This window comes from Thalassobaculum fulvum, assembly GCF_014652915.1.
Taxonomy (GTDB): Bacteria; Pseudomonadota; Alphaproteobacteria; order Thalassobaculales; family Thalassobaculaceae; genus Thalassobaculum_A; species Thalassobaculum_A fulvum.
Genome location: NZ_BMZS01000003.1, coordinates 113736 through 126334, shown reverse-complemented (window position 1 = coordinate 126334; position 12599 = coordinate 113736). Strand labels below are relative to the sequence as shown.

At 71.0% G+C, this 12599-nt stretch carries 12 protein-coding genes; 9 read left to right on the top strand and 3 right to left on the bottom strand.

The features are described 5' to 3' along the window. Nucleotides 1-65 precede the first annotated feature (65 nt). The 8 genes from IE246_RS06915 to IE246_RS06880 all read left to right on the top strand — a co-directional run bounded on the left by IE246_RS06915 (nucleotide 66) and on the right by IE246_RS06880 (nucleotide 9061). Nucleotides 66-1286: a CaiB/BaiF CoA transferase family protein gene (locus tag IE246_RS06915; RefSeq protein WP_189988236.1), complete on the top strand. Its 1221-nt coding sequence runs from the start codon at nucleotides 66-68 to the stop codon at nucleotides 1284-1286. Nucleotides 1287-1400: 114 nt separating this feature from the next. Then, the gene (locus IE246_RS06910) at nucleotides 1401-1661 is read left to right on the top strand and encodes a DUF1127 domain-containing protein (protein WP_189988235.1); all 261 of its coding nucleotides are present in this window, start codon (nucleotides 1401-1403) and stop codon (nucleotides 1659-1661) included. 125 nt (nucleotides 1662-1786) lie between these two features. Then, the gene (locus tag IE246_RS06905) at nucleotides 1787-4468 is read left to right on the top strand and encodes a PAS domain S-box protein (RefSeq protein ID WP_189988234.1); all 2682 of its coding nucleotides are present in this window, start codon (nucleotides 1787-1789) and stop codon (nucleotides 4466-4468) included. Continuing rightward, complete coding sequence (locus IE246_RS06900; RefSeq protein ID WP_189988233.1) at nucleotides 4465-5193, top strand: response regulator; 729 nt, start codon at nucleotides 4465-4467, stop codon at nucleotides 5191-5193. The genes IE246_RS06905 and IE246_RS06900 overlap by 4 nt, the downstream gene beginning before the upstream one ends. A gap of 205 nt (nucleotides 5194-5398) precedes the next feature. Then, complete coding sequence (locus IE246_RS06895) at nucleotides 5399-6283, top strand: alpha/beta fold hydrolase (RefSeq protein ID WP_189988232.1); 885 nt, start codon at nucleotides 5399-5401, stop codon at nucleotides 6281-6283. A 54-nt stretch (nucleotides 6284-6337) separates the two neighbouring features. Then, nucleotides 6338-7648, top strand: a complete 1311-nt coding sequence (locus tag IE246_RS06890; protein WP_189988231.1) for an O-acetylhomoserine aminocarboxypropyltransferase/cysteine synthase family protein — start codon at nucleotides 6338-6340, stop codon at nucleotides 7646-7648. Between the two features lie 79 nt (nucleotides 7649-7727). Further along, the gene (locus tag IE246_RS06885; RefSeq protein ID WP_189988230.1) at nucleotides 7728-8756 is read left to right on the top strand and encodes a homoserine O-acetyltransferase/O-succinyltransferase family protein; all 1029 of its coding nucleotides are present in this window, start codon (nucleotides 7728-7730) and stop codon (nucleotides 8754-8756) included. An 89-nt stretch (nucleotides 8757-8845) separates the two neighbouring features. Continuing rightward, nucleotides 8846-9061 (top strand): hypothetical protein, encoded by a 216-nt coding sequence (locus tag IE246_RS06880; protein ID WP_189988229.1) that lies wholly within the window; start codon nucleotides 8846-8848, stop codon nucleotides 9059-9061. Between the two features lie 2 nt (nucleotides 9062-9063). Here IE246_RS06880 and IE246_RS06875 read toward each other — a convergent pair whose 3' ends face one another. Continuing rightward, on the bottom strand, nucleotides 9064-9618 hold the full coding sequence (locus IE246_RS06875) for a cell wall hydrolase (protein ID WP_189988228.1): 555 nt from the start codon (nucleotides 9616-9618) through the stop codon (nucleotides 9064-9066). Nucleotides 9619-9739: 121 nt separating this feature from the next. Next, entirely contained in the window at nucleotides 9740-10627 is an 888-nt protein-coding gene (locus IE246_RS06870; protein WP_189988227.1) for a dihydrodipicolinate synthase family protein, read from the bottom strand. 142 nt (nucleotides 10628-10769) lie between these two features. Between IE246_RS06870 and IE246_RS06865 the strand changes: the two genes are divergently transcribed. Further along, the gene (locus IE246_RS06865) at nucleotides 10770-11534 is read left to right on the top strand and encodes an IclR family transcriptional regulator (RefSeq protein WP_189988226.1); all 765 of its coding nucleotides are present in this window, start codon (nucleotides 10770-10772) and stop codon (nucleotides 11532-11534) included. 168 nt (nucleotides 11535-11702) lie between these two features. On the opposite strand, the gene IE246_RS06860 is transcribed toward IE246_RS06865, so the two are convergent. Beyond that, on the bottom strand, nucleotides 11703-12488 hold the full coding sequence (locus IE246_RS06860; RefSeq protein WP_189988225.1) for a citryl-CoA lyase: 786 nt from the start codon (nucleotides 12486-12488) through the stop codon (nucleotides 11703-11705). Between the last annotated feature and the right edge of the window lie 111 nt (nucleotides 12489-12599).

Below are 12599 nucleotides of genomic sequence, written 5' to 3'. Positions count from 1 at the left end.
GGCGTTTCCTTTGCTAGGTTGCATCCAAGCGCATCAACCGCGCGGCGTACAGGGAGGACAACCGCATGAGCCGAGCGTTCGACGGCATTCGGGTGATCGACTTCACCCAGGTCCTGTCGGGGCCCTATCTGACCCTGCAACTGGCCCTGCTCGGCGCCGAGGTGATCAAGGTCGAGCCGCCGCAGGGCGGCGACCAGATGCGCGACCGCATGCTGCCGAGCCCGCTCGCCGATCGCGGCATGGCCTCGGCCTTCCTGGCGCTCAACCACTCCAAGCGCAGCTTGGCGCTCGACCTGAAGGACCCGCGCGGCCGGCGGATCGCGCTCGACCTCATCAAGACCGCCGACGTGGTGGTGCACAACTTCCGCGGCGGCGTGATCGACCGGCTCGATCTCGGCTGGGAGACCGTGCGGGCGGTCAACCCGAAGGTCGTGTACTGCGCACTGACCGGCTACGGCTCGACCGGGCCGAAGGCTGCCGAGGCGGCCTATGACGGAGCGGTGCAGGCGGCCTCCGGCATGATGATGAGCAACGGCCACGAATCCACCGGGCCGACCCGCACCGGGTACTTCCCGGTCGACCTGTTCACCGGCCAGGCCGGCGCCTTCGCGGTCGCCGCCGCGCTGTTCCGGCGCGAGCGCACGGGCGAAGGCCAGTACCTCGACCTCGCGATGCTCGATTCGGCCCTGGCGATCCAGGCCCCGTCGGTCTGCCAGTACACCGTCGACGGCACGCTCGGCCGGCTGATCGGCAACTCCTCGGCCACCCATCTGCCGACCGCCGACTGCTTTCCGACCGGCGACGGCCTCGTGCTGATGTCGGCGACCATGCAGCACCATGCGCAGGCGATATTCGAGGAGGCGGGGCTGGGCCACCTGATGCAGGACCCGCGCTTCGCCGACACCGCCGCCCGGCGCGCCAACGCCGCCCTGGTCCGCGACACCATCGTCGAGGCGTTCGCCAAGGACACCGCCGCCAACTGGGCGGCCCGCCTCGGCAAGCGCGGCGTGCCGATCGCCAAGGTCAACACCATGGCCGAGGCGGTCGCCGACCCGCAGCTCGCGTACCGGGGCATCCTGCTCGACGTGCCGCCGCCGCAGGGCTTCGACGAGCCGATGCGCCTGACCGGGGCGCCGTTCGTCGCCGACGTCGACGGCCCGGCCGCCGCCGGCCCGCCGCCGGTGCTGGGGCAGGATGGCGACGCGGTGCTGGGCGAACTCGGTCTCTCCGCGGCCGACATCGCCGCGCTGCGGGAAGCCGGCGTGGTCGGCGACGCATCCGGCTGAAACAATTGAAACACGATTTGCCGAACCCCGTGATCAGATGGAAACCGGCACCCCCTAGATAGGGCATCCGAGACGATCGGAACCGCTCCGATCCCGCCCCCTAGGAGACCCGCCATGTCCGTCTACAATTCCGCTCTCACCGAAGCGTCGTTCGGCGCCCAGGCCGCCGCCACCCTGCGGCGGCTGGCCGTTCTGCTCGCCTCCCCGTTCGCCGCGATCGCCCGCTCCGTCCGGGTCCGCCGCACGGTCTGCCAGCTCGCCGAGCTCGACGACCGCACGCTGGCCGACATCGGCCTGCGCCGAACCCAGATCCTGTCGACGGCTTCCCATGTCGTCGACTGGCCGCAGGTCGACCCGCGCCGCCTCGCGAGGTGAGGCGCCGAACGATGGCGCCGGGGTCGCGTTCCGCCTACCATGACCGCCCCGGCGCCGGGTCGCGGCGTCCTCGACGTGCGTTCGCCATGCCGTCCACGCCGCACCCCACGACCGACCCGACCAGGATGGATGAACCGCACCGGCGAGCGTTGCTGGACTTCGCCGTCAGCCAGACGTCGACCGTCTTCTATATCGCCGACATCGGCACCGGCCGGCGCACCCGGTTCATCAGCGACAACGTCGAATGGCTGACCGGCCACCCGGCGTCGGCGTTCACCGACCAGCCCGGCTACGGCACCGCGCTGCTGCACCCGGACGACCGTCCCGCCTACTTCGAGGCGATCAACCGGGTGCACGAGGCCGGCGAGCTGACGATCGAGTACCGGTTCCGGCGCAAGGACGGCGCCTGGGCCTGGATCCGCGACACCCTGCGCGTCGTCGACACCGACGGCAGCGGCGCCATGGCCGTCGTCGGCTGCATGCTCGACGTCACCGCCGAACGCGAGGCCGTCGCCCGCGTCGATACCGCCGAAGCCGTCACCCGGGCGCTGCTGAACAGCGCCATGGACGCGATCCTGGCGACCGACGGCGACGGCCTCGTCGTCGAGTTCAACCCGGCCGCCGAGCGGATGTTCGGCTACCCCCGCGCCGCGGCGCTCGGCCGCCCGCTGGCCGACCTGATCATTCCGCCGGAATACCGCGAGCGGCACGCTGCCGGGATGCGGCGGTTCCGCGAGTCCGGCGAGCTCATCCTTGGCAACCGGCGCATGGAGGTCGAGGCGATGCGCGCCGACGGCTCCACCTTCCCGGCCGAGCTGACGATCTCCGCCACCGATGCCGGCCCGTCGCAGCTGGTCATCGGCGAGGTCCGCGACATCTCCGAGCGCATGGCCGCGCTGAACGAGCGCCGGCGGCTGATCCAGCTCATGACCGACGCCATCGAGAGCCTGCCGGACGGCTTCGTGGTAAGCGATTCCGAAGACCGCATCCTGTTCTGCAACTCCGCCTTCGCCCGGCCCTACGACCGCCCGCCGCACGCCATGGTCGGGCTGACGCCGGACGACGTCGCGCCGGCCTTCTTCAGGCACCTGCGACGCTTCGACGGCCGTCTCGTCGAAGGCGACCGCACCCTGGTCCCGTGGGTGGCGCAGCGCCTGCGCGAGGTCGGCGGCAAGCCGATCGAACTGGAGCTGATCGACGGCAGCTGGCGCGAGATCAGCCGGCACCGGACCTCGGACGGCGGCTCGGTCACGTTGCGCGCCGACATCACCGACCGCAAGCGCGCCGAGCTGGCGCTGCGCGACAGCGAGGCGATGATCCGGCGGATCCTCGAGGCCGCCCCGGTCACCGTCGGCATGACCCGGGCCGAGGACGGCCTGATCCTGTACGAGAGCCCGGCCTCGCGCCGGCTGTTCCTGCGCGACCCGATCGTCGGCGACCTGTCGGCCCGCAGCTTCTTCGTCGACCCCGGGGAACGCGAGCGCTATGTCGAGACGCTGTATCGCGAGGGCGGCGTCGACGCCTTCGAGGCGACCTTCCGGCGGACCGACGGTTCCCAGTTCAGCGCCGCCGTGTCGGCGCGGCTGATCGACTACCAGGGCGAAAAGGTCGTGGTGTCGAGCGTGTTCGACCTGACCGAGCGGCGCCGGGTCGAGGCCGAGATGGCCCGCCAGCGCGAGGCCCTGCACCAGAGCGAGAAGCTGAGCGCACTCGGCGAGCTGCTGGCCGGGGTCAGCCACGAGCTGAACAATCCGCTGTCGGTCGTCGTCGGCCAGGCCCTGCTGATGCGCGAGACCGCGACCGACGCCAAGACCGCGGAGCGGGCCCGCAAGATCGGCGAGGCCGCCGATCGTTGTGCCCGCATCGTGCGCACCTTCCTGGCGATGGCCCGCCAGCAGCCGACCGAGACCCGGCCGGTCGACGTCAACGCGACCATCGAGGCCGCGCTCGAGGTCACTGGCTACATGCTGCGGACCGCCGACATCGACATCAGCCTGGAGCTGACCCCACTGGTTCCGCCGATCCTGGCCGATCCCGACCAGATCAACCAGGTCGTGACCAATCTGATCGTCAACGCCCAGCACGCGCTGGCCGGCGCCGCCCGTCCGCACCGGCTGCGGCTGATGACCAGCCACGACCGGCGCACCGACCGGGTGATCCTGAAGGTCTCGGACAACGGCAACGGCGTGCCCGAGGCGGTGGCGTCGCGGATCTTCGAGCCGTTCTTCACCACCAAGGAAGTCGGGCACGGGACCGGCCTCGGCCTGGCGATCACCCACCGGATCGTCGAGGCGCACGGCGGCAACATCGCGCTGGAGGAGACCCCCGGCGGCGGCGCGACCTTCGTCCTGCAGTTCCCCGCCCACAGCATGCCGGCCCGGCGCCGGACCGACGGCGCGGCGACGGCGTTCGGTCCGGCGCTGTCGGTGCTGGTGGTCGACGACGAGCCGGAGGTCGCCGAGATCGTCTCCGACGTCCTCACCGAAGCCGGCCACCGGGTCGCGGTCGCGACCTCCGGACGAGCCGCCATGGAGAAGCTGGTCTACCGCCGCTACGACGTCGTGCTCAGCGACGTGCGGATGCCGGACCTGGACGGCCCGGCCCTGTACGACCTGCTGGAGGACCGCTATCCGGAACTGCGCGACCGGGTGGCCTTCATCACCGGCGACACGATGAGCCCGGCCATCCGGCGGTTCCTGGACCGGTGCGGCCGACCGTATCTGGAGAAGCCGGTGGTCCCGGCCGACCTGCGCAGGCTTGTCGCCCAGCTCGGAGGTCGCGGCGCCGATCGGGAGGGGGACGTATGAGCGATCGCATTCACATCGTGGTGGTCGACGACGAGCGCGACATCCGCGAGACCGTCGCCGAGTACCTGGAGATGAACGGCTACAAGGTCTCGAAGGCCGACGGCGGCCCGGCCCTGCGGAAGGTCGTCGAACAGGACCGGGTCGACCTGGCGGTGCTGGACGTCACCATGCCCGGGGAGGACGGGCTGTCGCTGGCCCGCTGGCTGCGCGACCGCAGCGGTGCCGGGATCATCATGCTGACCGCCCGCGACGCCGTCGTCGACCGCGTCGTCGGGATCGAGATGGGCGCCGACGACTACGTCACCAAGCCGTTCGACCTGCGCGAGCTGCTGGCCCGCGTGAAGGCGGTCCTGCGCCGGGTTGGCCGGGCAACGGCGGAAGCCGGCGCCGCCACCGGTGCGGCCCGCCGCGAGGTCCGCTTCGGACGCTGCCGGCTCGACCTCGACTCCCACAAGCTGTTCGGCCCGGACGACCGCGAGATCCCGTTGACCGCGATGGAGTTCGACCTGCTGCGGGCGTTCGCCGAGCGGCCGAACCGGGTCCTGACCCGGGACCAGCTGCTCGATTTCGCACATAACCGCGACTTCGAACCCTTCGATCGCTCGATCGACATCCGGATTGCGCGGATCCGGCGCAAGATCGAGCCCGATCCCGCGAAACCCGCGGTGATCAAGACCGTGCGCGGGGCCGGCTACCTGTTCTCCGGCGCCGCCGACGGATCGTAGGACGGGCCCAGGAAGCGATTTCGGAATCGAACCCGATTTGTCCGACTCGCCGACGTATCCGAAGAAATTTTCGAAACTGAAACACATTTGAAACGCTTTTCCCGTCGCGCGACACAGACGGGAAACACCGGCCCCCTAAACCTCCCTGCACCGAACACGGCCGACCGGATCCCACCGGAGCGGCCGACCAGCAGGGAGACCGGCCATGAAGACCATGCAGATCGACGGCACCGCGGTGGCGGTCCGGGAGACCGGGGACGGCACGCCGGTCGTGCTTCTGCACTGCACCGGCAGCAGCGGGAACCAGTGGCGCGCGATGGCCGATGCCATGCTCGCCGGCCCGCTGGCCGGCGGCTCGAACGGTCGCGGCTATCGGCTGATCATGCCCGACCTGCGCGGCTACGGCGAATCCGAGGCCTGGAGCGGGCGCGGCCCGATGCGGCTGGCCGACGACGCGGCGATCGTGCGCGCGCTGGCCGACCGGGTCGGCGAGCCGCTGCATCTGGTCGGCCACTCCTACGGCGGCGCGGTCGCGCTGGCGGCCGCCCTGCAGGCGCCGGAAGCGCTGTCCAGCCTCACCCTGATCGAACCGGCGGCGTTCTTCCTGCTGCGCGGCGGCTCCGCCTCCGACCACGCGCTGTTCGTGGAGATCGCCGCGGTCGGCGAACGGATCGCCAAGGGACTCGTCAGCGGCGACTACCGGCCGGCGCTGGAGCACTTCGTCGACTACTGGAGCGGCCGCGGCACCTGGCAGTCGATGGCCCCCCAGGCCCACGACATGCTGTGCCGCCGGATCGCCGCCATCGCCTTGAACTTCGCCAGCACGACCGGTGAGACCACGCCGCTGGAGGCGGCGGCCCGGCTGAAGCTGCCGACCCTGCTGCTGACCGGCACCCGTACCAAGCCGATCGCCCGCCGGGTGGTCGAGCGTCTGATGTGGACGCTGCCGAACGCCACGCTGCGCGAGATCGAGGGGGCGGGGCACATGCTGCCGCTCACTCACCCGAGCCCGGTCGCCTATGCGGTCGGCGACCACGTGACCGGCCGCGAGGACGCGGTCGTCCACTTCCTGGAGCGCTGCGCCGCCTGACCGGCCCCGTTCCGACCCCGCCTTCCGACCATCCCCCCACGAAAGGAGCCCACCATGACCACCTCGAAGCATCCAGAGACCCAGGTACTGCACGCCGGCTTCCGGGCCGATCCGACGACCGGCGCGGTCGCGGTACCGATCTACCAGACGACGTCGTTCGATCTCGGTACCACGCAGAACGCGGTCGAGCTGTTCAGCCTTCAGAAGATCGGCAACGTCTACACCCGCATCATGAACCCGACCACCGACGTGCTGGAGCAGCGCATGGCGGCGGTCGAGGGCGGTGCGGCGGCGCTGGCCCTGGCCTCCGGCCAGGCGGCGATCACCGCCGCCATCACCACGATCGCCCAGGCCGGCGACAACATCGTGTCCGGGACCGACCTGTACGGCGGCACCTGGAACCTGTTCGCCCATACCTTCAAGCAGATGGGCATCGAGGTCCGGTTCGTGGACCCGAGCGATCCCGACGCCTTCCGCCGGGCGGCCGACGACAGGACCCGGGCGTTCTTCGGCGAGACCCTGCCGAACCCGAAACTGGTGCCGTTCCCGATCGAGGAGGTGGCGCTGATCGGCGAGGCGCTCGGCATCCCGCTGATCGTCGACAACACCGCCGCCCCGCTGATCTGCCGGCCGATCGAGCACGGTGCCCATGTGGTGGTGTACTCCACCACCAAGTACATCGGCGGGCACGGTACCTCGATCGGCGGCCTGCTGGTCGACGCCGGCCGGTTCGACTGGGAGAAGCACGCCGATCGGTTCCCGGCCCTGAACCAGCCGGACCCGAGCTACCACGGGGTCGTTTGGACCGAGGCGGTCAAGCCGCTCGGGCCGGTCGCCTACATCATGAAGGCCCGCTGCTGCGTGCTGCGCGACACCGGCGCCGCCATGAGCCCGTTCAACGCCTTCACGTTCCTGCAGGGGCTGGAGACGCTGCCGCTCAGGATGCGCGAGCACTGCCGCAACGCCGAGGCGGTCGCCCGGACCCTGGCCGACCACCCGGCGGTCACCCGGGTGATCCATCCGAGCCAGTTCACCGGCGAGGCCAAGGCGCGCGCCCAGAAGTACCTGGCGGGCGGCAACGGCGGCCTGGTCGGGTTCGAACTGGTCGGCGGCGTCGAGGCCGGCATGGCGTTCATCGACAAGCTGCAGATGCTGCACCACGTCGCCAACATCGGCGATGCGCGGTCGCTGGCCATCCACCCGGCGTCGACCACCCACCAGCAGCTCACCGAGGAGCGCCAGCGGGCCGCCGGCGTCACCCCGGGCTACGTCCGGCTGTCGATCGGGCTCGAGCACATCGAGGACATCGAAGCCGACCTGATGCAGGCGCTCGACGGTCTCGGCCGCGTGTCGAAGGCCGCCTGACCGCACGGCGGGGCGGCCCCCACCGCCCCGCCGTTTCCCGCCGTCCTGCTGCGCCACCGCTTCCGAGGAGACTGCGATCATGGCTGCCCTGATCCTGCCGACCGGCCTGCCCGCCATAGCGATGCTTCGGCGCGAAGGCATTGCGGTCGTCGAAGGCGAGTCCCCCGTGCCGTTCGCCGAGGGGGTGCAACCGCTGACCATCGCGCTGGTCAACATCATGCCGGACAAGCCGACCACCGAGGTCCAGTTCGGCCGGCTGCTGGCCGGCGCCGACCGGCCGGTCCGGGTGGTACTGGTGCTGCCCGACGGCTACGTCCCGCAGACCGCAGACCCGCGCCACGTCGAGCGCTTCTACCGCCGCTGGTCGGAGATCGACCGGTACGAGCTGGACGGTATCGTGATCACCGGCGCGCCGGTCGAGCACCTGGCGTTCTCCGCCGTCCGCTACTGGACCGGCATGTCGGCGATCTTCAACTGGGTGTCCGAGGCGCGGCTCCCGGCGATGCACGTGTGCTGGGCGGCGATGGCCGCGCTCTGGCACGATCACGGGGTCCCGAAGCAGGACCTCGGCGAGAAGCGCTTCGGGGTATACCCGCACGTGCCGCTCAACTTCCGTTCGCCGGTCCTGCGCGGCGTGCCGCTGCCGCTCGACATGCCGGTGTCCCGCTGGGCCGAGGTCAGGCTGTCCGACCTGCCGATCGACGGCTCGGTCCGGCCCCTGGCCCTGGCCCCGGTGTCCGGCCTGGGGCTGGCGGAGGACCCGGAGCGTCGGGCGATCTACCTGCTGAACCACCCGGAGTACGACGCCGACACCCTGGACCGCGAGTACGCCCGCGACCGGGCGCGCGGCATCCGGGTGGCCCGTCCCGACCCGGCGCGCACCGCCGCACGCTCGTGGGAGCCGACCGGCCGCGGCCTGTTCCGCAACTGGCTGACCGAGCTCGGCCGCCTCGACCTGCGCGACCGGCCGCTCGGCATGCTGGAGCTGCTGCTCCGCATCCAGGCCCAAGGTGGCGCTTCGAGGGGTAGCGCTTCGAGGGGTGGTGCTTCGATGGGTGGTGCTTCGATGGGAGGCGCGGCGCTGGCGTGCCCGGAGACCCGGCATTGAAACAATTGAAACCCGGCGCGGCCGGCGACGCCGCGCGTCTGAAACCTCGGACCGCTATTCCGTCGGCCGCCGAGGGAGGAGAGACCGCCATGACGACAGCCGAAGACGTGATCCACGCCGCACGGGCCCTGCTGAAGGGCACGATCTCGGAGACCGCGCTCGGGGCCGACGTGATGTACGCCCTGCGGGGCTTCCGGGCCGGGTTGATGGACAAGCGCGGCTTCCTCGAAGCGGTTGCCCTCGGCTACCGCCGCGCCGGCGCCGCATTCAAGTTCGACGGCCGCGGCAACCTCCGCAAGGCCTGAGGTCAGTCGGCGTAGAAGGTGTGGGCGCCGATCCGGGCGATGCGCGTCAGGCCGCGGGTCCAGTCGGGCTCGCCGAGGCGCGCGGCGTGGAAGTACAGGGCGCCGCCGGTACGGTCGCGCAGAACCCCGCTCAGGGCCTTGGCAGCCACCATCACCGACGCCCGCAGCGCCTCCCGGTCCTCGATCCTGGGAGGCTTGCGGGTCCAGGAGAACTGTCCCGGCTGCAGGATCACCTCGGCCAGCGTGGACGGCCAGCGCCGGTCGCCCAGGCGGTTGAGGGTGACGTTCGCCACCGCCGCCTTGCCGGCGAGGCCTTCGCCCCGTGCCTCGTAGTAGACGTTGAGGGCCAGCAGCAGGACGTCACGCTCGGAGATGCCGTCGGGAACCTCGATGTCGCTCTGCGCGAGCGCCTCGTGGGCCTGCGCCATCGCCGACGCCAGCGCCCGGCCGCCCGGATAGCCGGCGACGGCCGAGGTGGCATGCGCGGCGCCGGCGCCCGTGAGGACACCGACCAGGATCAGAAGGATTGCTGCGAAAACCCCGCTGCGCCCCGGCACCGTTCCGGTTCCACCTCATTGCCTCTCGCGAGCCGGCCCGGAGCCGGCAGATCGGCTATTAGCCGATTTGCGCGGCCGTGGCGAGCGGAACCGCGAGCGGGCCCCGCGTTGCCGACGGCCGCTATCCGCTGAGACCGAGGCCCTGCAGGGCGGCCCGGATTCGGCCCTGATGGGCGGCGTCCGGCATCGCCATCGGCTGCCGCGCCATGCCCGACGGGCAGCCCTGGACGCTCTGCGCGTACTTGGTCGAGGCCGGCAGGTTGTCGTGCGGCATCAGCGCGTTCCACAGCCGCAGCAGCTTCAGGTGCAGGTCCAGCGCCCTGGCGTGGTCGCCGGCCTTGACCGCGTCCCAGAGCTCGACCGACGGGCGCGGAGCGGCCGACAGGATGGCGGCAATCGAGCCGTGCGCGCCGAGCGCGTAGGACGGGTACATGAGCGCGTCGACCGCGCTGAAGATCCGCTTCCCCGGCTTCACGTCGGCCATCAGGTCGGCGAACAGCTTGAGATCGCCAGCCGACTGCTTGACCCCGATCACCTCGGGCACCTCGTCCATGATCCGCAGCAGCAGCGCCGGCGACAGGTAGGTCCACGGCACCACGTTGTAGATGATGATCTTCTGCCCGGTCTCGCCCGCCAGCGCGCGGAAGTGCTCGACCATGGCATCGTCGCCGGGCCGGAACAGGTAGTGCACCGGCGTCACCTGCAGCGCGGCCACCTTCAGGTCGCGGACCAGCCTGCCGCGCCGCACCGCCTCGCGGGTGCTGTCTGTGATTATGCCGGCGATCACCGGGGCCCGGCCGGCCGCGGCTTCGCTCGACATCTGGATCAGGTCCCGGAACTCCTCGGCCTCCAGCGTCTGGCCCTCGCCGGTCGAGCCGCCGACTGCGACTCCGTGGGCACCCTCCCCGATCAGCCAGTCGACCTGCCTGCCGGCAGCCGGGAAGTCGATGTCGCCGGCTGCGTCGAACGGCGTCGTGGCGGGCGGGATCACACCGGTCAGGTCGGTCATCGTCTACTCCATCTTCCGCAATATGGAATTGTTTGACGTCCAGAGGCGAACCCGAGCAATATCGGCCATGATATTTTTATGAGTCAACGGCGCTACCGCTTCCACATCGCTCTGGCCGGCTGTTCCATATTGTGAAAATCAAATGACCCAACCCTCGATGAAGTCACTGCACAAGGCGATCGCGGTCCTGGACTGCTTCAGCCGGGCGGAGCCGTCCCTGTCCCTGGGGACGATCGCCGATCGGCTGGGCCTGCCGAAGCCGACCGCCCACCGCCTGCTGGCGGCCCTGCGCGAGGCCGGGCTGGTGGTGCAGGACGGGAACAGGGACCGCTACCGCCTCGGCCTGCGGCTGGTCGCGCTCGGCAGCGTGGCGCTGTCCGACCTGGCGCTGTTCCACGTCGCCCGCCCGTATGCCGAGCGGCTCGCCAACCAGAGCGGCGAGGCCGCCCATCTGTGCGCGTTCGACGGCAGCAACGTGGTGTCGATCGACCGCCGCGAGATGCAGCCGGCCCGCAACGAGCAGGTGACGATCGAGCGCGAGCCGCCGCACTGCACCGGCACCGGCAAGGCGATCCTGGCGTTTCTGCCGGCGGCCGTGGTCGAGAGGGTGATCGCCGGCGGGCTGGAACGCTTCACCGCCAACACCCTCACCGACCCCGACGCACTGCGGGCCGAGCTGGCCGTGGTCCGGGAGCGGGGTTACGCCCTCGACCTGGAGGAGCGCCAGTACGGCATCCGCTGCGTCGGCGCGCCGATCCGCGACCCCGGCGGCGCAGTCGTCGGCTCGATCAGCGCGACCGGCCCGGCCGACCGGTTCCCCGAAGGCCGGATCGCGACCCTGGCGGAGCTGGTGACGGCGACCGCCCGGGCGATCTCGGAAGCGCTGGCAGCGCGGCCGGCCGGATAGCAGGTTCCGGACATCTTTGCGGCTGGTGGGTTCCGGATCGCCCGCACCGGTGCGGCGCGGGCGTCCGGAATGACGGCAGTGTTGGGAGTAGTGCCTCTTCTCTCTTCGTCATTCCGGACCGGCCCGCCGGAGGCGAGACGGATCCGGAACCCGCGAAGCGACGGACGGTCAGCCCTCGCCCGTCGGGATCGTCCCGTCATACGCGACCGCCTCGTCCGCCGCCTCCCAGATCGCCCGCATCGCCGGCTTGTGCTGCTCCTCGTGCACGTGGCCGACCAGCCCGGCGCAGCGGGTGATCAGCGCGAAGCCGCGCAGGATCTCGGCCGGCACGCCGCAGTCGCCCAGGCAGGCGGCGATCGCGCCGGTGGCGTTGATGGTGATGTGCTTGCCGTAGACCTCGTCGACCGCGGCGGACAGCGCCAACACCGCCTCGACGTGCCGGTCGGCGACGCCCTGGTCGCGCGCCACCTGGAACAGCCGGATCGAGCGCGGATCGTCAGGCCGGTGCAGGTGGTGGCCGAAGCCCGGCAGCGGCCTGCGGGCGGCGCGGTGCTCTTCGGCGACGCGCCGGGCCGCCGCCGGCACGCCCTCAGGCGCCGCCAGGATCTCCGCCAGCAGGGTGGCGCAGCCTTCCATGGTGCCGACGAACACGCTGCCGACCCCCATCAGCCCGGCCGCCACGCCGGCCTGCATCGCCTCCGGCGCGCTCGAGTAGATCAGCCGGGTGGCGAGCGCGCTCGGCGTCAGCCCGTGCTCCATCAGCGTCACCAGGCAGGCGTCGACCACCGCGGTCTGCGCCGGCGTCGGCATCCGGCCGAGGATCTGGAAGTAGATCATCTCGGTGAAGCTCAGCTTGCCGATCAGCTCGCGGCACAGACTCCGGTCGCGGATGTAGATGTCCTCGTTGGTGTGGGTCGCGATGCTGGTGGTCTGCTTGTCCGGCATGAAGCTCATCGGGGCTCTCCTGCTGCGTAGTCCGGGCCTGGTGCATCTCCGGCGCCGAGCCTCGGACGATCGGCCAGTCGAAGCAACGACTTGATTGCTGCAATCAACCATGTCGTCCCG

What these genes read in the sequence shown, in the direction of transcription:
- IE246_RS06915 (WP_189988236.1), top strand. Translation starts at nt 66, where the DNA reads ATGAGCCGAGCGTTCGACGGCATTCGGGTGATCGACTTCACCCAGGTC.
- IE246_RS06910 (WP_189988235.1), top strand. Translation starts at nt 1,401, where the DNA reads ATGTCCGTCTACAATTCCGCTCTCACCGAAGCGTCGTTCGGCGCCCAG.
- IE246_RS06905 (WP_189988234.1), top strand. Translation starts at nt 1,787, where the DNA reads ATGGATGAACCGCACCGGCGAGCGTTGCTGGACTTCGCCGTCAGCCAG.
- IE246_RS06900 (WP_189988233.1), top strand. Translation starts at nt 4,465, where the DNA reads ATGAGCGATCGCATTCACATCGTGGTGGTCGACGACGAGCGCGACATC.
- IE246_RS06895 (WP_189988232.1), top strand. Translation starts at nt 5,399, where the DNA reads ATGAAGACCATGCAGATCGACGGCACCGCGGTGGCGGTCCGGGAGACC.
- IE246_RS06890 (WP_189988231.1), top strand. Translation starts at nt 6,338, where the DNA reads ATGACCACCTCGAAGCATCCAGAGACCCAGGTACTGCACGCCGGCTTC.
- IE246_RS06885 (WP_189988230.1), top strand. Translation starts at nt 7,728, where the DNA reads ATGGCTGCCCTGATCCTGCCGACCGGCCTGCCCGCCATAGCGATGCTT.
- IE246_RS06880 (WP_189988229.1), top strand. Translation starts at nt 8,846, where the DNA reads ATGACGACAGCCGAAGACGTGATCCACGCCGCACGGGCCCTGCTGAAG.
- IE246_RS06870 (WP_189988227.1), bottom strand. Translation starts at nt 10,627, where the DNA reads ATGACCGACCTGACCGGTGTGATCCCGCCCGCCACGACGCCGTTCGAC.
- IE246_RS06865 (WP_189988226.1), top strand. Translation starts at nt 10,770, where the DNA reads ATGACCCAACCCTCGATGAAGTCACTGCACAAGGCGATCGCGGTCCTG.
- IE246_RS06860 (WP_189988225.1), bottom strand. Translation starts at nt 12,488, where the DNA reads ATGAGCTTCATGCCGGACAAGCAGACCACCAGCATCGCGACCCACACC.